Origin of the sequence: uncultured Rothia sp. (genome assembly GCF_916715725.1) — a bacterium.
Taxonomy (GTDB): domain Bacteria; phylum Actinomycetota; class Actinomycetes; order Actinomycetales; family Micrococcaceae; genus Rothia.
In genome coordinates, this window is record NZ_CAKAPD010000017.1 from 1 (window position 1) to 24,498 (window position 24,498).

A 24,498-nucleotide genomic window follows, 5' to 3' on the forward strand; every position below is an offset into this window, starting at 1 on the left:
TTTCCACTTACCGAAAGCCGCCGCCTCGCTATGTATCGCTATGAGAGCAAGCGTTGCCAGTTTTAGGACAGCATGGTGAGGGTGCCGAGCAGACCCAGCAGGCTCAGACCAGAGATGATGTACGCCAGAATGTTGAAGGTCGTCATCTTCGAGGTGTACTTGGTGACGTGACCGGCGTTCACCTTCGCCGAGTAGATGGCAAGCCAAATGGAAACGCCGACCGGGATTAGGCCCACGAGCAGCAGAGCAATCACCATGATGTTAGGGCTCAGGCTCAGGCTGGAGCTATAAGCAGAGGAGCTGTAACCGCGGGAGTTGAGCGTTGCTTCAGAGTGGAGTGCCGCGACCTGAATCCACGCGTAGAGGGTCAGAGCCAGGGCACCCAGGGAGGCGCCGAACGCGCCGATGGAGTAGAAGTAGCCGGGGCCGCGGAAGTCGCCGGTGGTCTCGCCGTAGGGGCGGCGGTGCTCAGCCGGTACGCGGTAGCTGTCCGGGATACGCTGGTAGCTGTCGTCGCGGTCGCGCACGTTTGCGGGTGCTACGCCCAGGGCGGGGCCACCGGGTGCTGCACCGAGGGGTGCACCGGGTGCTACGCCTGCAGGTACCGGCTGCGGGGAGTTTGCGTTGCTCTGCTCCGGGAAGGAGGGGGCGGGAATCTGGTTTTCCATGGTGTGTCCTTGAGTGGTCGTCATAGCGGCTGTGCGGCTACCGCATCGTAGCGGTGGCGCCGCTATGAGCGACTTTTGGTTGCTCTCGTACATTGCCGGTGAGGTTGAATGAACAGCCGACACCGAACAACGATATCTACCCTTCGATACTACGGCATAGGGTGCGTTTTCGTCTTCTCTGATGACGTTCTCATTACAATGCGGTCACCTGAGCACCCTCGGGCACGCCGGCACACCCCAGACCAGACCGACAATACAGACCGACAATTGGGCATAAAAATACCCGGCAGGTGACGCCGTGGGGCGTCCTGCCGGGTGGTAGAAACCTACCGTGGTTCTTCCTCTTAGAAACTTCTAAGCGATGTTTTACTTACTAGGTCCTTTAGGGAACTTTGAATCACTTTCAAGCGTCCTTCTGGCTACAAAAGTGACCAAAAGACCTCCTAAAATTGCACCTAGAATTGATACTGGATCGAAGAACTCCCAATCTCTGGCAATTGAGATAACCACCCAGAACATCGGAACAATAGTGAGAAGAAATCCTAGTGTAAATATATTCTTCGCACGCATTTGACCTCTCCCAGATTAAAGAGTGCAGGACACTGCTGCAACAGCTAGCGCAAAGGCAATTAGTGCCGGACCTCCAATGGCTTTTCCAAAACCACCAACGAATGCTGGCCCTAAAGCTCTTGCAATCATGGAAGCAGCTAACCCCCAAATAAGCTTTATGATGGATGCATCCCCACGTCATATAGTGACGTATCTTACATCACTACTCAGCAGTCTATCAGAGAGTCTCGTCAGATGTAACGCGTAAATCGACATTACATGAAAAACATGCATTTTCTGTCAAACATGCTCTCAGTGGCGAGTCCGCTGCCGCATCTGATCGCGCGGTCGAGACCCATGATGGTGGCCACCACGCCGTCGATCTTCTCGGTGGATTTTTCTTTGTCGGGTTTGATGTTCCCGGCAGGGTCGGTGCGGTTGAAGATGTTGCCCATCTAAACCTTTCGACGCCAGCCCATACTTTTTGACGTTAGCCCAAACCTTTTGACGCCCAACCCACGAGCACACCTGCGCCCCGTACGGACCCGAAAATGGGCATAAAAATACCCGGCAGGTGACGCCGTGGGGCGTCCTGCCGGGTGGTAGAAACCTACCGCGGTTCATCCTCTGGATTGGAACCGATAATCGCCGCCGCAACCCTAACGGGTCAGCGGGCGGTTGGGAGATCGTGGAGATGCGGGGAATCGAACCCCGGTCCGATGTGGCGTCAACGGGGCTTCTCCGTGCGCAGTTTATGCGAACGCTACTTTTCGGCTCCGGTACTTGCATAAACACATATACCGACGAACCTAGTCACGTAAAAGTCCCGCCAGCCCCCGCAACAAGGGCTAGCAGCAGTGGCCTTTTAAGTCGATGCCGGTAACTGAGCCAAAGGCATGCTCAGGCCGACAGACGGCAACTCGCGCTTAGGCAGCGAGTGCGAAGTCAGTGCGCTTAGATTCTGCACTTAATTTTTTGCAGAGGGCGTTAACGAGATAACCCTGCATCCTCGGCACGCTTCACCCATCTCAACTCACATCGTCGAAACCGATCATCCCCCTATGCTTTTATCAAAAAGCCCACCGTCTTCTGAAAGTTTTCCTCAACGTACCTAGACGCCGCGGTGCCATTCAAACACGGTAGAGATTCAGTATATCTAAGATGTTTAACGGCGTGCAAGTCCCCCACCCCGCACACGCCCGAACCAACGGCGGGCACAGAAAATCACGGGCACAGCAAACGGGATGAGGCACCCCAGAAAATCTGGGAGCCCCACCCCGTCGTGTACCGCATTAGGCGGCTAAAACTTAGCGGTGAGCCGGAACAGTCATGCGGCTGTTCGGGTTGTCACCAACCTGGCAGACCACGTTACCGTGACCGTCATCGGTACCAACCTCAAGGCACTTCTCAGTAGTCTGAGCGAAAGAAATGATGACGAAAAGCATGCAAATCGAAATCAGGACAGACACCGCACCGGTGATAATACCGGTGAGCGCGAATGCCTTACCTACGCCAACTTCCTTGACCTTCTTCAGGGACAGGGCGCCCAGAATGATCGCGGCAATACCCAGCAGAGCGCCGAACACGACGAAGCCGGTCACAACAGCGGCAATACCGAGAATCATCGCCGCAAGTGCCATGCCGGGAGCCTTCTTCGTAACGGGAGCCGCATACGGGTAACCCGCAGGCTGACCGTAACCGTACGCATCCTGCTGAGGCTGCTGCTGGTAAGAGTTCTGCTGGTAGTTGTATTCAGCGGGCTGCGCCTGGTAGGAGGCGTCCTGGCCGTAACCGTACTGGTTCTGCTGAGCGGGCTGCGCCTGGTAGGAAGCGTCCTGACCGTAGCCGTACTGCTGCTGACCGTAGGTGTTCTGCGCCGAAGCGCCCTGGGCAGCGTTCTGACCGTAAGCGTTCTGAGAAGAGGGCTGCGCACCGAACTGACCGTACTGGTTCTGCTGTGCAGAGTTCTGCTGAGCGGCGTTCTGCTGCTGAGCCTGACCGTAGGCATTCTGAGCGGATGCGCTCTGACCGTAATCCTGGCCGTAAGTGTTCTGTGCCGAAGGAGCCTGGCCGTAATCCTGACCGTACGAGCTCTGGGCGGAAGAATTAGGCTGCTGAGCAGCGTAGGGGTTCTGCGCGTTCCCCTGGTTGTTTCCGTAGTTATTCTCAGACATCCGTCGTTCTTTCCTTCACAGTTGCAGCGAACAATTTATACTCGCCCAACGCACCATTGCGCGCTGAGTTCGGTTCCATTATATAAATAAGCCATCATCTGGGTCATCTGTGAAGTCCCAGATTTCAGAATCAGCGCCCAGAATCCACCAATCGGGCAGAATCAGCGCCGAAAAAGAGCAAGGGACCGAATAGTTCAACACTATTCGGTCCCTCAACGTTTCAAAGACTTAACGCGGCTTAGCGGCGGTACAACTTGTACTCATCGGGGCTCATGGTCATGGTTTTACCCTCGATGGTGCACACGTAGTTGCCGTTCGAATCCTGCACGGCCTTCTCAGCGCAGTCGCCGAGCATGCTAAGGCCAATCATGCCCAGAATCAGCACGACAACCGCAAAAATCATGCCCAGCGCACCGGTGACAATGCCACCAATCGCCATGCCCTTACCGGAAGCGGTACCGTTCTTCACCTTCACCAGGGCAACAATACCCAGAATCACGCCGACCAGACCCAGCGCGCCACCGAAAATCAGCCAGCCAGAGAGCAGACCAATAATACCCAGAATCAGCGAAGCAATCGCCAGAGCCGAGCTCGGAGTCGGCTGGTAGCCGGGGTAGCCGCCCTGCATGTTGTATGCCGGTGCCTGCTGCGGTGCGGGGATGAACTCGCCCGGGTTCTGCTGGTAGTTCGGGTTCTCAGACATGTGTCTCCTCAAAAACGTATGGTGCTCGCGGTACACCGCGAATTTTCAACCATTATACGCGAGGAAACGCACCCGGACCCCAGCCGCAGGACCGGCTGATAGGGACCGGCTAGTTAGCTCCCCGCCGTTGCCTCAGCCCTAGCCGAGGTTGCGGTAACGCATCGCGCGGCGCGCCTCCAGGTCATCCTGACGCTCACGCAAAGCCTGACGCTTATCATACTCACGCTTACCGGTCGCCAAAGCAATCTCAACCTTCGCACGACCATTCGAGAAGTACAGCTTCAACGGAACTACCGTGTAACCGGTCTCCTTCAGCTTCTGCGCCAACTTATTAATCTCAGAACGATGCAGCAGCAGCTTACGGCGACGACGAGCCGCATGGTTCGTCCACGTACCGTAACCATACTCCGCAATATGAATACCCTCGAGCCACAACTCGTTATCGGTCACCTGGCAGAAACCATCCACAATGGACGCCCCACCATCACGCAGAGACTTCACCTCGGTACCCAGTAGAACAATGCCCGCCTCATAGGTATCCACAATGTTGTAGTTGTGGCGAGCCTTCTTATTCTGGGCAATAATCGCGTTATTCGGGTCCTTCTTCGCGTCTTTCTTCTTTTTCTGAGCCATCACTCAATCCTTATACGTCTTAGCTCTCTTCAGCCGCGCGCCCCGAAGCACGCCAGCGAATACCAGCATCAATAAAGGCGTTCAAACCGCCATCCAAAACATTAGAGGTGTTACCCTCCTCATAGCCGGTACGCAGATCCTTCACCATCTGGTACGGATGCAAAACATAGGAGCGCATCTGGTCACCCCAACTTGCCTTAATATCACCGGCAAGCTCCTTCTTCTTCGCGTCCTCCTGCTCCTTACGCAACAGCAACAGGCGAGACTGCAACACACGCAAAGCCGCCGCACGGTTCTGCAACTGCGACTTCTCATTCTGCATCGACACCACAATACCGGTCGGCAAGTGAGTCATACGCACCGCCGAATCCGTCGTATTCACCGACTGACCACCCGGGCCCGACGAGCGGAACACATCCACCTTAATCTCAGACTCGGGAATCTCAATAGCATCCGTCTGCTCAATCAGAGGAATCACCTCAACCGCCGCGAACGAGGTCTGGCGGCGTCCCTGATTATCGAACGGCGAAATACGCACCAGGCGGTGAGTACCCGCCTCCACCGACAGACGGCCAAAAGCGTACGGTGCGTTCACCTCGAAGGTCACCGACTTCAGGCCCGCCTCCTCAGCGTAGGAGGTGTCCAGAACCTTCGTCGGGTAGCCGTTCTTCTCCGCCCAACGCAGGTACATGCGCAGCAGCATCTCCGCGAAATCAGCAGCATCCACGCCGCCGGCGCCCGAACGGATCGTCACCACAGCCTCACGCTGATCGTACTCACCGGACAGCAGCACCAGCACCTCAAGCTCTTCCAGCTTGGCGCGGATCTCACCGCACTCGCGTTCAGCATCAGCGAGCAGCTCGGCGGCAGTCTCCTCATCCTCCGCTTCGGCAAGCTCCACCATCACCTCAACATCATCAATGCGAGAAGACAGCGAACGCAGACGATTCAGCTCCGACTGCTTATACGACAGTGCGCTCGTCACCTTCTGCGCGTTCTCCACGTCATCCCACAAATCGGGTGCGGCAGCCTGCGCAGACAGGTCCTCAATGGCGCGCTCAATCCCCTCAATATCGCTCACAGCAGCAATAGAGGTGAAAATCGCGCGAAGCTCTTTAATCTCAGCAGAAAAGTCGAAGGATGCCATAGCTTTTAACACTATCGCGAAACGGCCAGAAAGTCCCGCCGTTACAGTCCGTAACAGCCCACAGCGCAGAAGGATAAGGCAGGCAGAGGGAAGAATCCGCGCAACGAAGACATAAAAAGGGCATAAAACGAGGGCGCATCCGCTAGCCGTTACACTACCTTGCGGATGCACCCTCGCAGTCTAAGGGGCTCACAACACACCAATAAGCGAGTGAGCCGATATGCCCGTGCGCCGATACGCCCGTGCGCCGTTGATGGACGCACTAATCGGTGGACGGGCCCTGGCTCGTCTTCAAACGCGACGAACCGTGCGCGGTCACCTCAATACCATCAGGTACCAGAATCGACAGTAGCGGCGGACGAATACGAGCCGACAGGTACACGTGCACACTGTGGTCAGAGTCCACGGACACGTTCTCCAGACGCAACGCATGAAAATCCTGCCCCGGCTGAACCTCAGCCAGGTACGCGCTCGCATACTCCCACGCCGCCGAACCACTCGCCTCCTCAGGAGTGCGGATCGTGCGGGTAATCGAGTTCGCCTGAGCGTCCGCCACATCCTGCAGATGCTGAGTCTGCAGATACGCGCCGGTAATCGCCACCGTCACCGAACCGATGAGCAGAAGCAACGCCAGCATACCCACAATCAGCGGGGCAATACTGCCCTCTTCCGAGTCTGTGGCGGGCGGGTCAGAGGCGAGCGCCCGGCTCTTCGCACGGGCACGAGCCTGTAGACGGGCACGACGGTATGCGTTAGCGTAGCGCTCCCGCACCGAGGAAAGCAGGCGAGCGGGCGAGAACAGGTGAGCGGGCGAACCATTAGGAATCAGCATGACCAGACCCCCAACTCGTCGCATGAGAACTCACCGGAATCACGCCGCCACCCATAAACGAAGGCAGAAGCGGCAGACGCGCCTGAACCGTCACCGTGGCGTACGCCTTCGTACCCGAGACGCACTCCCCGGATGCACAGCTCAACGACACGCTCACATCGGAAGGCTCAACCCCATAGTCAGCGGCAGCATGCACCGCCAGACGCTGAGCCAAATCCGGGCCAACCGACGAATCCTGCGGCTGCTCCTGCACATACAGCACCACCTGGGCGCTCGCCGCATGAGCCGCCATCACCGAAGACTGCAAACTAAAAATCGTCAGAATGCCGTAGAGCACCGGGATGAGCAGAGTAATACCCAAACCCAGGAACTCCACAATGGCGCTACCCTCTTCAGGATTGTGCCGATCAGAGCGGCTCATCAAGTGTTCCTTCACACGCTGCCGAAGCGAAAAGTCGCTAATCACCGGAACGATGCTCCGCATAAATCGCATGCCCCTTCACCTCAATAGAATCCGGAAAACCCCACGGGCCCAGCACCGGTAACGGAGACTTCACCGTCACCTCCAAAGTGCGCACACCCGTAGAATCACTACTCTGACGGTACGAAATATTCTCAGCATACGAAGACGGAAGAACCCCCTCAATCATCTGACGGGTACGCTCCATGCCCTCCTGCGGAGTGCGGTCACGCATCGTACCGTAACGTGCCCCAGCCGCCGCAGCATCCACCAACATGGTTCGTGCATACAGGGCGAAAGAAACCTGCAGAATCGCCATAGTCAGCAACACCAACAGCGCACCGACCATGACGAATTCCGTGCTGGCATCACCGCGCTCGCTATCCTCCACAGAATATTCCGCGGAGGATAGCTCAGCGGCAGTCAGCTCAGAAGCGATGCGGGGCTTACGCATTACTGGTGAACCAGAGCAATCGCGTCGTTGAACATCTTGGTCAGAGCGGGCTGAGCAATCGCCAGGATAGCGGCAACCAGCACGGCGCTCATCATGGTGATCATGACCCAGCCGGGAACGTCGCCGCGCTCGGGGTCATCCTGCTTGTTCTTCAGGCGCAGAGCCAGCACGGATGCGATAGCCAGGGCGATCAGCACGGTGAGGGTGGTGCGGAAACGACGGAACATGATTTTCTCCTTCTATCAAAGGGTGTAGTGTGTGGTTGGTGCGGCGCACCGGGCAATCAGCCCAGCCCACCGCGGCGCGGCCGGTACGGCGTGTACCCGCCGCAAAATCTAAAAGTTCAAACGCATGAGTGACAGGCCCGGGAAGACCGCGAAAATGACGGTCAGCGGCAGGATGAAAAACACCACCGGGGCGAGCATCGCAATCTCCTTCTTACCGGCTGTTTCCATCAGCTCACGCTTAGCGTTATCGCGCACATCCTGAGCCTGCGCACGCAACACATCAGCCAGAGGGGTACCGCGCTCAATCGCAACAGCAATACCCTCAACGAAGCGGCTCAACGCCGGAACGCGAGTACGCTCCGCGAACTCCTGCAGCGCGCTCAAGAGCGAAACGCCGGTGCGGGTCTGCGCCAAAATCTCAGAAAACTCACGAGCCAACTCGCCGCGAGAAGTCAAACAGATACGCTCCAAAGCCGCCAACGCCGACTCACCCGCCGTCACCGACAGCGCCATCATCTCCGCCAGCGCCGGGAATTCAGCAACCAGCTGTTTCTCACGCTTAGTCACCGCCTCGCCCAGCCACCAGTCACGCGCCAAAAAGCCGCTCAAACCGCTCACCAACACCAGCACAAGAGCCACCAGGATAGAGAAACGCTCCTGCACCACACCAATGACGGTCAGGGCACTCATGACGGTCACACCGGCAAGAGCCCACAGCAGCTGCTCAGCACGAAACGCGCTCACACTCTGCGAAGAGCCAGCACGACGCAGACGCTCCTGCACCGAACTATCACTCAGCGACGAGCCGCTCAACGACGAAGACAGCGAACGCAGAAGCGGCGCACAGAACGCCGAAATCGCCTCCAGCAGGCTCGGCTCACGGCGCTCCTGCTCCTTCAACAGCGACTCACGCAGAGTCTCACCGCGCAGCTGCGACGCCACACGATCAGAAAACGAAATACTGCGGGTATTCAGCACCGACGAAAGAATCAGACCCACGCCGGCCGCCAACAGTAGACCAAAAATCAGAGGCAGGTTCACCCGAAAACCCTCCGTTCACGCGGCAACTCACCAATACGCAGCATCAGACGGTACGCCGCCAAAGAAATAGCGGCACCGGCAATCATCAGCATCGCACCGGCAAACGAGTTATAAACCATGCGCGCGGCAGGCTGAGTCGCCATCAGACACAGCACAAACCAGGGCGCCACGCAGGAGAGACGAGCCGCATTCACAGTCCACGACTGACGAGCCAGAAGCTCCGAACGGGTACGCGCATTCTCACGCAGAAAATCACTCAGCGTGCCCAGCAGCTTACCCAGGTCCGAACCGCCCACCTCACGGGCAATCTTCAACGCCTCAATAATGGTGTCCGCCACCGGGTCAGAAAGGTACTCCTTCAAACGGTTCAGCGACGGCACAAACTCACCCGACGCACGGTAATCACGCGAAAAATGGGCGAAGGCATCACGCAGCTCTTCCGGGCCGCGGTACGAGAGCTGAATCAACGCTTCCGGCAGGGACAAACCCGCACGAATCGCCGAACGCAGGTGGTCCACCGCATCCGGCCACAACTGCCAAATACGGGCATCCGCCGCGCGGGCACGATGATTCACGACTACGCGAGGCGCCGCAAAACCACCAATCAGGCCCAGCAGACCCAGCGGCAAAAGCTGAGTAAGCATCAGCAACAGAACCGACGCGCTCACGCCGCTGGCAACGCTCACCCACATGAACGTGCGAGGAGTTAGCGAATGCATACCCGCCTTGCGTAGCGCCACAACCAGCGCCGGGTCGTTGCTCGGCTTCGGCGGCTTGCCGTTATCCGGAAAGCAGGAAAGGTAAATCAGGCAGACGCCCAACCCCAAAATCAGACTCAGAAACAGAGGCATTACTGACCCGCCTTCGCCGCCGCCAGCACCTGCTCGGGGCGGTGACCGGCACGAATCCAACGATCCGGGTTCGGCAGCTCCAACGCCACGCACACCATCCGACCGTCACGGCGCACAAACAGCGGAGACATCTCAATCACGCCGTCCTCAACGCGGCCGCCCAGCATGCTGATCTCTTCGACCTGACGCTGACCGCGCGAATCACGGCCGCAATGCACCACAATGTCAAAGCAGGACGCCACGGTCGGCACTACGAACGCCGAGGAAATATTCTCGCCCGCAAGCAGCGGCAGGGTACAAATCTTGGTTACCGCATCACGTGCCGAGTTCGCGTGAATCGTGCACATACCCGGCAGGCCCGCGTTAAGCGCAATGAGCATATCCAGGGATTCCGCCTCACGCACCTCACCAATGAGGATGCGGTCCGGGCGCATACGCAGAGCCTCCTTGACCAGGCGGCGCAGCTCAATCGCGCCGGTGCCCTCAAGGTTCGGCTGGCGGCACTGCAGACCCACCACATCGCGGAGCGGAACCGCGAGCTCAAAAATTTCTTCGCACGTAATCACGCGCTCACGCGGCGGAATAGACGCCGACAGGCAGTTCAGCATCGTGGTCTTACCCGCCTGGGTTGCGCCCGACACGAGGATGTTCATGCCGCTCTCCACCGCCGCGTGCAGCAGGGACGCCGCGCCGGCACTCAGCGAGTTCATGCGCACCAGGTCGGGCAGACGGCGGGCACGCACCACGAACTTACGGATATTGATGCTCGTGTGCCTGCGGGTAATATCCGGAATCACCGCGTGTAGACGGGAGCCGTCCGGCAGGGATGCGTCAACAAACGGGGAGGAAAGGTCCACACGACGACCCGAAGGCTTGAGCATACGCTCCAGTAGGCTATTGATCGCCTCGGCGCTCAGGTGCAGGCCGGTCAATTCGCTTTCGCCGTTGCGGGCAATAAAGATTTCATCGGGAGAGTTGATCCAGATTTCTTCAACGCTCTCATCATCGAGGAACGGCTGGATCACGCCGAAGCCGCAGATTTCATCGTGCAGGCGCTGAATCACGGATTCACGGTCGCCTAAATCGGGCAGGGAGATGCGGGCGCGTCGCTGTTCGTAATCGTTCAGGTGCTCGTCGATGAGCCCGCGAACGGCGCGCTGGTCCTCGTGCGGGTCCAGGCTACGGTGGCGCATTGCCTCACGGATATTTTCCTCGAGCAGAGTTAGATGCTCCGCCCGGGTATCCAGTACGGTGTTCTCCATTGAAATGATCCGATGCTGTGCGTGGTGTGGTTGTGTGGAATACGGTGAAGCATTGATACATCAATGCCATCATCACCCTACCCTCAGAGCATCAAATTTATCAAAATGTAATAAAACGACCCTTAATATTTACGAGTATAGTATTTGAGTATTTTTGATGCACAGAATCGCACATATCTTTACCTAACGCGCACCAAAATTCAAAACACCTAGTCAGCTGTGACTTGCAGAACAATTGCACGTGCGCCTCCCGAACCGCCTACCATTGACCAGCACTATATTGCACTCGGTGCACACGTAACATTTCGTCTTAAATCCCCCGCAGCCGCCCCTGCCGCCCCTACTGAAACGCAAGCCCCCCCCTATCCAACAACCCCAACTTCTCGGGCGGGGCATTCGGGCACAACTTCTCGAGCACAGCAAAGGGGCGTGCACTCCCCCATCGGGAATACACGCCCCATCACCAGCAATCATCTAGCGGTTAGTCGCCGCCACGAATCACCTTCACGGCTTCCTTAATCGGACCGTCAAAACGCAGGTTACCGTGCTCCAGCACCACACCGCGGTCACAAATCTTAGAAACCAGATCCAGGTCATGGCTCACAACGACAAGAGTCTTACCGGCAGAGCACAGCTCCTGAATCCTCGCAATACACTTCTTCTGGAACGGCTCATCGCCCACCGCAAGAATCTCATCCACCAGGAAGATATCCGGGTTCGTATGAACCGCAACCGAGAACGCCAGACGCAGGTACATACCCGAAGAGTAGAACTTCACCTCGGTATCGATAAAGTCGTGAATCTCAGCGAAATCCACAATCGAATCGAAGGAAGCCTCAATCTCCTCCTTGGACATACCCAAAATCGCGCCGTTGAGGTACACGTTATCGCGACCGGTCAGATCCGGGTGGAAACCAGCGCCCACCTCAATCAGACCCGCAATATTGCCGCGAGTGAGAACCTCGCCCCCATCGGCACGCATCACGCCAGAAATCATCTTCAGCAGCGTGGACTTACCCGAGCCGTTCAGACCCAGAAGAGCCACACGCTCACCCTGACGAATGTCCAGGCTCACGCCGTTGAGCGCATTGAACTTCTCCGAAAGATCACCCTTGCGGCCCTTAATCAGCCAAACAAAAGCTTCCTTCATCGAACGGGTGTGGCGCAGAACAAAGCGCTTCACCAAATTCTCCACGTGAATCACCACGGGAGCGTCCGGGCTCACCGGCGGGAACTCAAGCTTCTTAATATCCACAGAATCAGAGCTCCTGGGCGAAGTTGCCCTCAAACTTACGGAAGAGCAAATCACCAATCAAAACGGTCAGCAGAGAAATACCAATGGCAATCGGAGTCCAGAAGCTGAAGAGATGCGGAACCACCTGCGAAGCAGGAAGCGCCAAATCCTCAGGACGGAGCGTCGGATGCCAGAAGCCATAGTGGAACAGCTCCACCGCAACGGTCAGCGGGTTAATCATGAACACATTGAACACCCACGGGTAGAGGGTGTCACGCACCATGGTCCAGGAGTACAGCACCGGCGAGAACCAGGTAGCCACCATCAGCAGCATGTCCACAATGTTCTCCGAATCGCGGAAGAACACGTTAGCCACACCGAAAATCAGACCCAGACCGTAAGACAGCAGCATCACGATGAGCATGCCCGCCAGAATCGACCCAAAAGCCAGGAAGGTCGGGGACCAGCCCACCAAGAAGCAGGCCAGCAACATCACGGCAATCTGAGGCACAAAATGCACCAGAGCCACCCACACCGTCGACAGTGAGAACAGCTCACGCGGCAGATAAATCTTACGAATCAGCGCACTGTTAACCACCATGGCGCGAGCACCATTACCAAAACCCTCCGAGAAGAAGTTAATGGCAATCATGCCCGAGAACAGGTACACCGCATAGTTGTGCATACCGCGTTCCAAACCAAGGAACATACCCATGGCAATGTAGAACACCAGGAACTGCACACCCGGCTTAATGTACGACCACAAAATGCCCAGCACCGAGCCGCGGTAGCGGACCTGGATTTCCTTATCGACCAGCAGTCGAAGCAGGTAGCGGTTCTTCACCGCATCCAGGATGCCGCGCCCACGGCCGGGCGCCTTCAGGGGAACAGACTTCAGATCGTTCATCGGGTCAGCTCAGAATCCGTATGCTCAGCGAAGGTCTTAGCCCACGCATCGTAGGAGGCAACCTCAGCAGCCTTCGCACGGTACTGCTCACGCAGCTTATCCCAGCCGGTCACCAGCTGAACGTGCAACTTAGCGGCCTGAGCCAGCTTCGACTTGAGCTGCTCGGGGTCGCGGCGGTACCAGAACAGACCGGTACCCTCAGCGTTAGTCGCCAGCGCCGAATCGAACTTCGACAGGGTCCACCAGTTAGTCTCACCGTAGTTCAACTGAATCTGCGGGTGAGCCTTCGCCTCTTCGCTCACCGGCTTGAACAGCTGACGAGCAACAGTCTTCGCGGTCCACGAAGCAAGCTTCTTGTAACCGGGGGATGCGAAGGAACGGCGACCACGGAACGGAGGCTTCTTCGTCTGAATAGCCGGGAAGTCATCCACGTTCGGCTTCACCTGAGACTCCGGGTACTCCTTAGCCATCGCACGAATCACCGGCAGACGCTGCGAGAGCGAGGGATGCAGGTGATCGGGGCCGGAGAGCAGATCCTCAAGCGCCATCAGGCGGCCAGCCTCGGTGTAGTACTGCATGGACAGGGTGTGCTTGACGTCCAAGAACAGGGACTCCAGCAACACGCGGCCACCCTTATCGAAGGGCGAGTGCAGCAGCGCCGTAATGAGGCGGTTGCGCTCGTGGTAGTACGCCTGCCAGCCGACGGAGTCATCCTTATCGGTCCAGGACACGTGCCACACGCCCGCGCCGGGGAAGGACACGGTAGCGAAGCCCGCAGCCTTAGCGCGCAGACCGTACTCAGCGTCATCCCACTTCAGGAACAGGGGCAGAGACAGACCAATTTTCTTAATGACGGTGGTCGGGATGAGGCACATCCACCAGCCGTTGTAGTCCACGTCCACGCGGCGGTGCAGCCACGGGGTGTTACGCAGGTTGTGGTGGCCCAGGTTGTGGCCCATCGCCATGTCCTCGTGCGGCTTAGCGTAGAAGTTACGCCACGGGTCAACAACCTCACCGAATGCGTGCAGGACCGAACGGTCAAACATGTCGAACATGTGCGCACCCACGATGGTGGGTTCCTTGCAGTAGTTCGCGAAGGTCACCATGCGCAGGATCGATTCGGGCTCAACGATGACGTCGTCATCGAGCAGCAGCACGTAATCGGAGCCGTTGTTGACAGCCTCGAACATGCCGCGCGAGAAACCACCGGAACCGCCCAGGTTGCCCTGGTTGATAATGCGGAACTTACCGGAGAGGGGCTTGACGACCTCTTCGAAGTCCTCGTGGTCCTGCACCTTCTGGGTGCCCTGATCCACAATCAGGAACTCGTGCACAGCATCGAAAATCTCGGGGCTCTCACCCAGAGCACGAATATTGTTGATGCAGTACTCCACCTTGTTCATGGTGGTAATCTGCACGGTCGCCTGACCAGCCTTCACGTCTGCGCGGGGCTCAATGTCGCCCAGCCAGTTCGCTTCAATCAGCTCAAGGTCGCCGGTGCCAGCCAGGTCGAACCAGTACCAGCCGCCGTCACCGAACGGCGCCAGGGGCAGGGTGAAGGTGTTGGTCTCCTCGCCGGAGAGCAGCTTCGCATCCACGCGCTGAATCACGCCACGGCCATTGGACTTGTACACAATGACCATGCCCTCGCCGCGAGTCTGAACGCTCAGAACGACCTTCTTCAGGTCGGTCCAGCGGCGCCAGTACGAGGCGGGGAACGCGTTGAAGTACGTACCGAAAGACAGGCTCTGACCCGCATTCACGGTGATGGAGCGGCGGCTGTTCAGGCTGTTCGCGGCATCACGGTTCGCGCTGGCGCTCGACACAGACTGACCGGAGGTGTTCATCGCCTCCGCAATGGAGGTGGAAGCGTCACCGTCAATACGGGTGGGCAGCTGAACGCCGGTTGCAACACTCGCGTCCACGTACAGGGGAACAACGTCAGTCTCAACTGCGCTCGGGAAAATAACCCGCTGCAGGTTCTTCAAAGTCTTATCAGCCATGGTTATGCGTCAACACCACCGGACTCGAGCTTCGCACCGTTAGCGAAGTGCGGGCGGATCTTGTTGTCGAACATGGACAATGCAGCACCGATAGCCATGTGCATATCCAGGTACTTGTAGGTACCCAGGCGGCCACCGAACAGCACGTTGTTCTCGCCCTTAGCCAGGTCGCGGTACGCCAGCAACTTCTCACGGTCCACGGAGGTGTTGACCGGGTAGTACGGCTCGTCACCCTTGTTAGCGAAGCGAGAGTACTCGCGCATGATGACGGTTGCGTCCTTGGTGTAGTCACGCTCGGGGTGGAAGTGACGGAACTCGTGGATGCGGGTGAACGGAACATCAGCATCGGGGTAGTTCATCACGGAGCAACCCTGGAAGTCCTCAATCGGCAGGACTTCTTCTTCCAGGTCGATGGTACGCCAGGACAGGTCGCCCTCAGCGTAGTCGAAGTAGCGGTCAACCGGGCCGGTGTAGACCACGGGAATCTGACCCAGGACGTTCTCACGAGAGTACTGGTGACCGGGCTCGAAGAAGTCAGTGTTCAGGTGCACCTCAATGTTCGGGTGCGCCGCCATACGCTCCAGCCATGCAGCGTAGCCGTCAACGGGCAGACCCTCGTACTTGTCGTTGAAGTAGCGGTTGTCGTAGGTGTAGCGAACCGGCAGGCGGGAAATGATGGATGCGGGCAGCTCTTCCGGCGGGGTCTGCCACTGCTTAGCGGTGTAGTGCTTGATGAACGCCTCGTACAGGGGGCGACCAATCAGGGAGATACCCTTATCGTTCAGGTTCTGCGGGTCGGTACCAGCCAGCTCGCCAGCCTGCTCAGCGATGAGCGCCTTTGCCTCTGCGGGAGAGTAAGCGGCGTTGAAGAACTGGTTGATGGTACCCAGGTTAATGGGCATGGGGTACACGATGCCGTTGTGGCGGGTGTACACGCGGTGTACGTAGTTGGTGAACTCGGTGAAACGGTTCACGTACTCCCAGACACGCTCGTTGGAGGTGTGGAACAGGTGCGCACCGTAGCGGTGCACCTCAATACCGGTCTGCTTCTCCTTCTCGCTGTATGCGTTACCACCGATGTGGGAACGGCGGTCCAGCAGGGCAACCTTCAGGCCCAGCTCAGTGGCAGCCTGTTCTGCGATGGTCAGACCAAAGAGGCCCGAACCGACTACTACGAGGTCAGCGGTCAATGTTTTCTCCTGTATTATCACGGCGCACCGCCGCTTCTGCGAGGGCGGTATTCACCTACCAGATTGGACACATCCGAGGGTTCTCAGTCGCGCCGCAATCCGCACGGGTGGGTGCAAAAAGCCCCTCCCGCGATGGATATAGTCATAATCTAAGATACCTGTTTATCAAGCACTACGCATACTTATGACGTGCTTTTAGAGGCTTTTGGACTATTGTTCGCACACTCTTTCCTTGGGTGAATATTCTTCACGAACCCCGAGGTCAAGCGGGTTCAAGAAAGCTCTTTCTTCTGCGCATTTTTACGGTCCACTTTTGGGGAAGGAATTTTATTTACGGGTAAATATTCACCCCGCTCTTTTTGCTGCGGTAGTTAGCTGCCGCGTAGACCCGCAGATACAGGGGTGGGTCAGGGCGGGTTGTTCAAGACCCTCATTCACTGCAAGAAGGCACCCCTACCGACACATTTGGGGATACACGCTGGCACATACGAGAGGGGGCTGAGGTGGTTTATCCACAACTTTTTGAAAAATAGGACGAAAAATTCAAAAAATACGAACATGTGAGTTTATATAAAGGTGATTTATTGAGCTTTAATGCTTTTTAATGTTTTCTGAGGGTATGACTCTCTTCTTTCTCGACCACCACAACACCACCGACGCGCTCCCCTACCCCCGCGTACTCCGACTCGACGGCGAGGCGGCACCCAACGGAATACAGCTGCACCCCGGTAGCGCAGACAGCGCAAACCAGCAGGCTCTAGAGCAGGCGCTCAACCACGCCCTGCAACACTCTGCCCCCGGCGCGCACGCTACAGCACGGGAGGCGACGTTCCAGCTGCGCCCCGCGCACAATCAGGACCCCCTCGGAGCCTCGGATGCGCAAAATATCCGCATTCCGAACGATTCTCAGCCCCTGAATTCTCAGCCACTGAACGCGCCCGCCGTCAGCCTCCTGCACATTCTGCGCGGCCCCGACGCGGGCGCAACCTTCCCCATCAGCCGCGGCCGCACCAGCCTCGGCAGGGCGGCTCTAGCTGCCCGCGGAGGGGAACAGCCGCACCATATTCACCTGCAGGACCCCTTCCTCAAGCCGGTGCACGGCAGCTTCTACGCCGACAGCTCCGGCATCCGCTGGATTGAGAAGCGCCCCGCCGCAAGCGAAGGTATCGAGAAGACACAGGGCGGCAAGAGGGCTCGGGGAGACAGGATGCAGGGCAGCAAGAGGGCACAGGGCACTGAGCCACGCATCCTGCGCTGGAACGAACCTTTCCGCCTGGGCTCCTCACTTTGCATGCTCACCTCCCCCAGCGCTGACGGCGAACGCACCGCCGAGAAGGCGAGCACCGCCACCGCTACCCCCGCCACTTCCCCCGATTCTTCCTCTGGCGAGCCCGCGCAGACGCTCGCTCCCCTGGGCGATGCCGGCAACCCCTTCGAGCCGGTGGTGGTGAACCCTCCGGCGCCGCGTAAGCTCAAGCAGATTCTGTTGAGCGTATGCCTGCCAATTGTGGTGGGTCTGATCATCGCGCTGGTGACCGGCATGTGGTTCCTTCTGCTGATGTCTGCGGCGTCTTCGCTGCTGATGCTTCTGCATTTCTTTGGCGGTCGGGCAGAGAACCGTGCCGCATCGCAGCAGACTCATCAGGCGGCACTGCAGGAGAAGGAACGTGCTCTCGCACTGCCGACCGCGGGCGACCTGGCGATTTCGGGCCCCTCTGCCCTGCATGATGCCGTCTACCCGGCTATTGTGCTCGGGTGCGGTCCTCGCCAGCCCTACCTGCGCGGCCGCAACCTCCCGCTGGGCACGCTGGAGAAGCAGGATGCACCCCACTATCTACCGCTCCCCACCCCGGCTCTCGGTCACTATCTGAAGCTGGAGGAGGCGCATCTGCGCGCCTACCTGGTGCAGCTGGTGGCGGGTTATCCAGGTTCGGTGCACGTTCTGCTGGCTGGCGCTGATAGCGCTGATCAGCAGCGAATCAATCGTCTGATGCAGACTCTGGCGGTGGTGCCGGGCGTGAGCGTGCATTGTCTGCCGGGTGCGCAGCAGGAGAAGTATCTGCAGGCGCTACAGAGCAGCTTGCAGTCGGAGCTTTCCGCATCAGTTCCGCCGCTGATTCTCATGCCCCTGCAAGCGAGCGCTATCTACGCTCCGCTGCTGACCGCACTGACCTCTGGGACGGTCGCTGAGTCTTCACAGTCCCGTGCGTTCGCCTCCCCGCGTGAGCAGAAGATGAACGCCCCGGCGCTCTGCGTGTTGGGCAACGCTGAGGGTGATAGCTCCGCCCACGCACCCGGTGCGCTTTTTGGTGCCGCCTGGATCGAGTGCGCGAGTGAGGGTAGTCACCGTCAGAGCATTCGTTACCGCACGCAGGGCTATGCGGCGCCTGCAGTGCAGCCAACCGAGGGTGTCTACCAGGTTCACCCTCTGGCGTGTGAGGGTCTGTGCCAGCACGCCGATGGGCTCAGCGTTGAGGCGTTCTGTGCCGCTCTTGAGAACCTGTACCGTGCCGGATGCGAGCAGGAGCAGGGCGCGCTCAGTGAGACGCAGGTGCACCAGTCCGCGCATCTCTTCTCGTCCCTCCAGTTCTCGTCCCTCCAGGCGCAGAGCGCGCGGCAGAAGAACCGCACCGATGACATGGCGGTGGAGTCTGTTCTGCAGCGCTGGTCCGCTCAGCGTTACGCCTCCGATATTCGCTGCTACCTGGGTATTTCTTCGGGCGGTTCGCTGAATATTGGTCTGTCTGAGCACGGCCCGCACTGGCTGCTCGGTGGCACGACCGGTGCCGGCAAATCGCAGCTGCTGCGTTCGCTGGTGCTCAGCGCTGCGCTACGTTACCCGCCCGAGCGCCTGGGCCTGATTCTGGTGGATTTCAAGGGCTCGGCTGGTTTGGGTCCTCTTGCTCAGCTACCGCATGCGCTCAGCGTGTTGAGCAATTTTGATGTGTCCGCGGTGGAGCGTGCGCTCGAATTTTTACGCGCCGATATTCACCGCCGCGAGGTGGATCTGCAGGCGCTCGGTGTGAACTCCTACCGCGACTACCTGGCGTCCTGCCAGGCGGCGGGCACCACTCCGCGCTACCCCGAGCTGCTGATTGTGGTGGATGAGTTCCGCATGCTCATCGATTCCATGCCGGACGCTATGGCTGAGCTGATGCGCATTGCCGCCATTGGTCGCTCGCTGGGCCTGCACCTGGTGTTAGCAACTCAGCGTCCGCAGGGTGCTATTTCGCAGGATATTCGCGCCAATATTGCCACGAGCATTTGCCTGCGCGTGGCGAGCGCGCAGGATTCCTATAACCTGCTGGAGCATGAGTCTGCGGCGTATATTTCGGCGGCGCATCCGGGTGCCGGGTATGTGCGCCTGCCGGATGGCCGTTCTCTGCCGTTCCGTGCCCCGCTGGTGGATGCTGTCCCCTCGAGCAACGATGCCCGCCCGGTGCAGGTGTTGGGTCTTGAGGAGGGCGGCTGGCGTGAGCTGACTGCCGCTTCTGCCGTTCAGACGTTGGGCGGTCATGAGGATGAGCTGCTGATTCGTTCGGCGCAGCAGATTCGTGCGCTCTATGAGCGTGAGTATGAGTCGAAGACTCTTCAGAAGAATGCGGCGGTTCAGGATGACTATTGCCCGATTCCACCGGAGCTTCCCGAGAACACCCCGCTACCCGTGGTGCAGGCGCCGGTGAGCGAACCGGTTGCGTACGGCATTGACCCGGCGGCTGCCCCGCAGGAACCCGCTGACTCTGGTGCTGCTTCCGAAGGGTATCTATTGGGCGAGTTGGAGATTGCCCGCTACGGTGTGCGCCGCCCGATCAGCTGGTCGGGTCAGCAGGCGCTGGCACTGCTGGCGCAGAGTGCCGAACGGGCCCCGATGCTCTACGGGCTTTTAGCTCAGGCGTTCGCCACCCGCGCGCCGATTGTTCTGCTGACCTCTGACGGTGCGCTCTACCGCGACCTGGAACCCTACGCTGGCGCTTTTGAATCACTCGTGGGTGCGCAGGAACTTTCGCATCTGCGGTTCTGCCTGGAGCAGCTGCGCACCCCGAACCTGTGGGGTACCGAGGCTTCCACCCGCCCGCTCATTGTCGTGGACGGCCTGGACAGTTGGCTGGAGGCACTGGTTCGCCAACCCGATACGGAGAACCTGCTCTACGACCTGCTCTCGCAGGGGTGCCGTCGCGGCTATTCGGTGGTGTTCACCTCCGCATTGAACCCACGCGGTCGTTTCGCCGCTGCGGCGCATTCCACGCTGTTGAGCCGCCGCTTCTTGGATGCCGATCTGATGCGTTCAACGAGCAAGGACTACCCCACTCCGGCGCAGAGCCACTACTGCGTGGAGGGCGCCATCAATGAGGAGTTGATTGGGGATCAGCCGCTGAGCGCTTCGATTCTTTCGCCCTGCGTTGCGGGTTTCCAGGAGCTGGTTCAGGTTCTGCGGGGTAACGCCGCGAGCGCTTCTAACGGGTCAAACACTCACCCCGGCACTCTACTGCGGCAGTTCCCCGAGTACTATCGCATGCCCTCGACCGAGTACGTGACCGTCGCCCACGCCGCCTGCAATCCGGAGGGCGCTAAGCTCTTGGTTGCCTTTGACCGCCGGCAGATGCCGGTGTGGTTGAGCGCCCCAGCTGGCGCGGTAGTTCCGTTGCAGGGCTCCCGGTCGGCGGGTAAAAGCACCCTGCTGGAGAGCATTGCTCAGCTCAACCCGCAGCTGGATACCTTCGTCCTTGAGGGTGCTGGCGGCGCTACGGGTGAGCCGCCGAGCGTGGAGCGTACCCGTGCGCTCCTGGACTCGGTGAAGAACCCCGCGCGCACGCTCGTGTTCGTCGATGACCTGCAGTATCTCTCCCCCGCCGTTCAGCAGCTACTTCTGGAGCGTCGCGGTGAGTTCCGCGCCATGCTGGTCGCCTACACACCCTGGCCGAGGCGCACCTCCTCACCCCTGCTGGCTGCGCTCATGGGATGCTCACGTGCACTTCTGCTCGCACCCGCATCCTTGGCGGATGCCGACATGTGCACGGTGACCGCGCTACCGCTGGATCGATTCACGCAGGGCGAGCAGCCCGCCGGTCGCCTCGTGGTGGTGGATGGCGCCTCCGTGTGCGCGGCGCAGGTTCCCCTGGCGCTGACCACGGCTGCACAGGTTGCAGCAGCCGTGCAGAAGGTGCCGGCAGGGGTCTAAAGTTGAGCGGTCTAGAGCTGAGCGCTCTAGAACCGAGCCAGCTAGGGTTTTACGCGCTAGAGGTTTAGCGGCGTCGGCGACTGTACTTCTCCGCCTCTTCGCCCGACGCCTCGGTGACCGCCTCAATATAGCGGCGGCTGCTGGGCATGAGCACGAAGATGAATGCAACCGCCGCGCCAATAACACCCGCAATCGTGATGGACTGGCCAATGTTCAGGCCGTAAGCGCTCACGTTCATGACGAGGGTGCTTGCGGTGACCCACAGGGCGCAGAGGGTAATCAGGATCATGGGCAGGCGCGAACCGAAGCGACCGCGGTAGAAACGCAGGCCGAAGTAGGTCATGCCCGCAGCGATGAGCACCTGGAGTACGCCGCCCACAATCGCCTGCGCGGTGGACATACCGCTGACGATAAAGGGGTAGAGGATACCGCGAATCAGGATGTATGCCGCGAAGGTTTCGGTCAGGGCGAATGCGTAGATGACGTTGAACGGGCGTGACGGCACGGTGGGCTCCTCATGGGTAGTGTCGGCGGCAGACCGGGGTGTTTTCGGTCCGATGCGCTAATGCGTTAGCGGGTGGGCGCTCCCCCTGCCTCGGGTTCGCCTCGGGTTCACCGCCTCGTCGTCGGTGCGGCATTTCAGGGGGTAGGTACCGCTTTACATTATGCCTGAGGTGCCGCTCACCCAGCCGCCCGCGTCTCGCTCATGAGACGGGGTGCAGAATATGCGTGTCAGAATGCGATTCTTCACCCTCTCAATTAGACAAAGGTTTACCTAAGTGATAGATGCCTCAGTGTAATACTGAAGTTTTTAGAGAAAAGTACTTGTCACATCCGCTCCAACATGCGAAAGTTGATAAGTCAATTTTCACCCTAACCCAGGGTGTGCATCCCATCAGCGGATGTATTTGACACGCGCACAGGAAAATAGATGTGTCTTGCCACCGCGTGAGACCGTAAATCATGAAGGAGGTCCACCGTGGATTGGCGTAGTCGTGCAGCTTGTTTGGACAAGGATCCGGAGCTGTTCTTCCCCGTAGGAAACACCGGACCTGCCCTGTTGCAAATTGAAGAGGCTAAGACCGTCTGCCGCTCTTGCGAGGTTGTAGACGTCTGCCTGAAGTGGGCCATCGAGACCGGCCAGGACTCCGGCGTATGGGGTGGCACCAGTGAAGACGAGCGTCGTGCGATGAAGCGTCGCGCAGCTCGTGCCCGCCGTGCATCCTAACTTCCGGAGTATTCAATAGGGCATCAAAAGCGTGGTGCAGTGACATTGTCACTGCACCACGCTTTTGTCATATACAGAACCTATCTAGACAGCAAACTGCCACCACCCCGTACTCGGGGCGGCGGCAGTTCTATATGTCATACGAGAAGGGGCTTAGACGAGCACCGCGGTGATGACCACGCGGGTACCGGTCGGTTCGTTAGCCTCCCAGCGGATTGAGCCGTTCAGCTCGCTTGCCACCAGGGTACGCACAATCTGCATGCCCAGGCCTTCCTTACCGGTCACCGGGCGGTAGGCGTTCGGGCCGGACTCTTCAATCTTCTTATCGCCCATGCCCTTACCGTCATCAGTAATCACGACGGTGAGGATGTTCTCACCCTCATCGTTGGTGCCGCGAATACCCTCGAGGGTCACGGTACCGGTCTCACCGTCCAGGCCGTGCTCCACAGCGTTCGCGACAACCTCGTTGATAACCAGTGCCAGAGGGGTAGCGAACTGGCTCGGCAAAGATCCAAAGGAACCAATCAGCTTGGTAGACACGTGCTGACCGGGGGAAGCAAGCTCAGCGGCAAGGTGGAACTGACGCTCAATTAGCTCGTCAAAGTCGACGTTCTGAGTCAGACCCTGCGAAAGCGCCTCGTGCACGGTAGCAATCGTTGCCACGCGACGCATCGCCTGCTCCAGGCCCTGACGTGCCTCATCAGTGGTCATACGACGCGATTGCAGGCGTAGCAGAGCGGACACGGTCTGCAGGTTGTTCTTCACGCGGTGGTGAATTTCGCGGATGGTCGCGTCCTTGGTCATGAGCTCCAGCTCGCGGCGGCGCAGCTCGGTCACGTCACGGCAAAGAATCACGGCGCCTTCACGCTCGATGCGGGCGCGCCTCTGTGCCAGCAATGGGATGGATCGCATGGTCACGCGAGCACGAGCAATAACCAATTCGGTGCGCAGGTCGCTGCGGCCGGCCAGGACGAGCTGCAGGGTTTCATCCGCCTGCTCACCGGCAGGAAGCATCGCACGGGTGACGTCGGCAAGGTTTTGCTTTTCGAGGTAGCCGGTCATGCCCATGCGGTTGTACATGGAGTTCGCGTTCGGGGAAGCGACGACCACACGACCGGAGGGGTCAAGCACAATAATGCCGTCGATCACACGGGGGTTGCCCTGGGTGTTATTTCCCTGGGCGAGGGGGTCGGGCCACAGGCCGGAGTGCACCATGGAGAGCATGGTGTCAGCAGTATATTCGTAGACCTCGTCGCTGATGGAGGGGTAGCCACTGGGTGTGGCAATCTTGTGGCTGGTCAGCAACGCAATGGTGCGGTTGTTGCGCACGATGGGCACGAAGGTTACGTGCACGCGCGGGCGGGCACCAACGCCTTCACCGCTTCCTTCGTCGGTGTAGGTGCTGATGTTCTGGTCAATCCAGACGCGGTATGCTTCGTCGCGGATTCCGTCTTCCATGTCGTGATCGATGATGTCGTGGTGGAAGAGGGTTCGGACGTTGGAGGGGCGCACGTGCGCGAAGGCACGGAAAGTACTGGTTTCGCTGGGGCCGGAGACGGCATCCGGAGAGCTGCCGTCGGCAACAACGTAGTCGGTGGGGAACCATAGAACCAGGTCACTCTGGGCAATGTCAGAGATGACCTGCCATTCACCCATGATGAGGTGAACGCGTTCAGTGTCGCCGGGACCGAAGTCGCAGGCGCTCATAATTCCTTCTGCAAAAGACATATGTTTGTGTGCTTCCCTAAGTTCGGGT

21 protein-coding genes and 1 other RNA gene are annotated in these 24,498 nt (G+C 59.0%); 2 read left to right on the plus strand and 20 right to left on the minus strand.

What is annotated here, in order from left to right:
- Nucleotides 1-62: 62 nt before the first annotated feature.
- The 18 genes from QZ822_RS08350 to glf form a co-directional block, all read right to left on the minus strand.
- Nucleotides 63-668: a hypothetical protein gene (locus QZ822_RS08350; RefSeq protein ID WP_294643923.1), complete on the minus strand. Its 606-nt coding sequence runs from the start codon at nucleotides 666-668 to the stop codon at nucleotides 63-65.
- Between the two features lie 824 nt (nucleotides 669-1,492).
- Nucleotides 1,493-1,672 (minus strand): hypothetical protein, encoded by a 180-nt coding sequence (locus tag QZ822_RS08355; RefSeq protein ID WP_294643924.1) that lies wholly within the window; start codon nucleotides 1,670-1,672, stop codon nucleotides 1,493-1,495.
- A 231-nt stretch (nucleotides 1,673-1,903) separates the two neighbouring features.
- Nucleotides 1,904-2,276: a transfer-messenger RNA gene (ssrA, locus tag QZ822_RS08360) on the minus strand.
- Between the two features lie 248 nt (nucleotides 2,277-2,524).
- Entirely contained in the window at nucleotides 2,525-3,391 is an 867-nt protein-coding gene (locus tag QZ822_RS08365; RefSeq protein ID WP_294643926.1) for a DUF4190 domain-containing protein, read from the minus strand.
- A gap of 238 nt (nucleotides 3,392-3,629) precedes the next feature.
- Nucleotides 3,630-4,094 (minus strand): DUF4190 domain-containing protein, encoded by a 465-nt coding sequence (locus QZ822_RS08370; protein ID WP_294643928.1) that lies wholly within the window; start codon nucleotides 4,092-4,094, stop codon nucleotides 3,630-3,632.
- Between the two features lie 138 nt (nucleotides 4,095-4,232).
- Nucleotides 4,233-4,727: an SsrA-binding protein SmpB gene (gene smpB, locus QZ822_RS08375; protein ID WP_005508591.1), complete on the minus strand. Its 495-nt coding sequence runs from the start codon at nucleotides 4,725-4,727 to the stop codon at nucleotides 4,233-4,235.
- Between the two features lie 19 nt (nucleotides 4,728-4,746).
- A complete protein-coding gene (gene prfB / locus QZ822_RS08380) occupies nucleotides 4,747-5,874 on the minus strand; it encodes a peptide chain release factor 2 (RefSeq protein ID WP_049327697.1) in 1,128 nt (375 codons plus the stop codon).
- Nucleotides 5,875-6,136: 262 nt separating this feature from the next.
- Nucleotides 6,137-6,730 (minus strand): Tad domain-containing protein, encoded by a 594-nt coding sequence (locus tag QZ822_RS08385; RefSeq protein WP_294643930.1) that lies wholly within the window; start codon nucleotides 6,728-6,730, stop codon nucleotides 6,137-6,139.
- Nucleotides 6,693-7,127, minus strand: coding sequence for a pilus assembly protein TadE (locus QZ822_RS08390; RefSeq protein ID WP_239662276.1), 435 nt, complete (start codon nucleotides 7,125-7,127; stop codon nucleotides 6,693-6,695). The genes QZ822_RS08385 and QZ822_RS08390 overlap by 38 nt, the downstream gene beginning before the upstream one ends.
- 37 nt (nucleotides 7,128-7,164) lie before the next feature.
- On the minus strand, nucleotides 7,165-7,620 hold the full coding sequence (locus QZ822_RS08395) for a TadE family protein (protein ID WP_049342188.1): 456 nt from the start codon (nucleotides 7,618-7,620) through the stop codon (nucleotides 7,165-7,167).
- Complete coding sequence (locus tag QZ822_RS08400) at nucleotides 7,620-7,847, minus strand: hypothetical protein (RefSeq protein WP_005505403.1); 228 nt, start codon at nucleotides 7,845-7,847, stop codon at nucleotides 7,620-7,622. Before QZ822_RS08400 ends, QZ822_RS08395 begins: the two co-directional genes overlap by 1 nt.
- 108 nt (nucleotides 7,848-7,955) lie before the next feature.
- Nucleotides 7,956-8,888 (minus strand): type II secretion system F family protein, encoded by a 933-nt coding sequence (locus tag QZ822_RS08405; RefSeq protein ID WP_005505402.1) that lies wholly within the window; start codon nucleotides 8,886-8,888, stop codon nucleotides 7,956-7,958.
- On the minus strand, nucleotides 8,885-9,739 hold the full coding sequence (locus QZ822_RS08410) for a type II secretion system F family protein (RefSeq protein ID WP_294643931.1): 855 nt from the start codon (nucleotides 9,737-9,739) through the stop codon (nucleotides 8,885-8,887). Before QZ822_RS08410 ends, QZ822_RS08405 begins: the two co-directional genes overlap by 4 nt.
- A complete protein-coding gene (locus tag QZ822_RS08415; protein WP_294643933.1) occupies nucleotides 9,739-11,001 on the minus strand; it encodes a CpaF family protein in 1,263 nt (420 codons plus the stop codon). The genes QZ822_RS08410 and QZ822_RS08415 overlap by 1 nt, the downstream gene beginning before the upstream one ends.
- Before the next feature lie 481 nt (nucleotides 11,002-11,482).
- Nucleotides 11,483-12,256 (minus strand): ABC transporter ATP-binding protein, encoded by a 774-nt coding sequence (locus QZ822_RS08420; protein WP_294643935.1) that lies wholly within the window; start codon nucleotides 12,254-12,256, stop codon nucleotides 11,483-11,485.
- A gap of 4 nt (nucleotides 12,257-12,260) precedes the next feature.
- Entirely contained in the window at nucleotides 12,261-13,142 is an 882-nt protein-coding gene (locus tag QZ822_RS08425; RefSeq protein ID WP_294630721.1) for an ABC transporter permease, read from the minus strand.
- Nucleotides 13,139-15,145 (minus strand): glycosyltransferase, encoded by a 2,007-nt coding sequence (locus tag QZ822_RS08430; RefSeq protein WP_294643937.1) that lies wholly within the window; start codon nucleotides 15,143-15,145, stop codon nucleotides 13,139-13,141. The genes QZ822_RS08425 and QZ822_RS08430 overlap by 4 nt, the downstream gene beginning before the upstream one ends.
- 2 nt (nucleotides 15,146-15,147) lie before the next feature.
- On the minus strand, nucleotides 15,148-16,335 hold the full coding sequence (gene glf, locus QZ822_RS08435) for a UDP-galactopyranose mutase (RefSeq protein ID WP_294630717.1): 1,188 nt from the start codon (nucleotides 16,333-16,335) through the stop codon (nucleotides 15,148-15,150).
- Between the two features lie 619 nt (nucleotides 16,336-16,954).
- On the opposite strand from glf, the gene QZ822_RS08440 reads away from it, so the two are divergent.
- Nucleotides 16,955-21,514 (plus strand): FtsK/SpoIIIE domain-containing protein, encoded by a 4,560-nt coding sequence (locus tag QZ822_RS08440; RefSeq protein WP_294643939.1) that lies wholly within the window; start codon nucleotides 16,955-16,957, stop codon nucleotides 21,512-21,514.
- A 64-nt stretch (nucleotides 21,515-21,578) separates the two neighbouring features.
- Here the strand turns inward: QZ822_RS08440 and QZ822_RS08445 are convergent, their stop codons facing one another.
- Nucleotides 21,579-22,019 (minus strand): alpha-N-acetylglucosamine transferase, encoded by a 441-nt coding sequence (locus QZ822_RS08445; protein WP_294643941.1) that lies wholly within the window; start codon nucleotides 22,017-22,019, stop codon nucleotides 21,579-21,581.
- A 474-nt stretch (nucleotides 22,020-22,493) separates the two neighbouring features.
- Here QZ822_RS08445 and QZ822_RS08450 point away from each other — a divergent pair, with 474 nt between their 5' ends.
- Nucleotides 22,494-22,742 carry a WhiB family transcriptional regulator gene (locus QZ822_RS08450; protein WP_005505386.1) on the plus strand — a complete coding sequence of 83 codons (249 nt, stop codon included), beginning with the start codon at nucleotides 22,494-22,496 and terminating at the stop codon, nucleotides 22,740-22,742.
- Nucleotides 22,743-22,895: 153 nt separating this feature from the next.
- On the opposite strand, the gene QZ822_RS08455 is transcribed toward QZ822_RS08450, so the two are convergent.
- A complete protein-coding gene (locus QZ822_RS08455; protein WP_070634486.1) occupies nucleotides 22,896-24,470 on the minus strand; it encodes a sensor histidine kinase in 1,575 nt (524 codons plus the stop codon).
- Nucleotides 24,471-24,498: the final 28 nt, after the last annotated feature.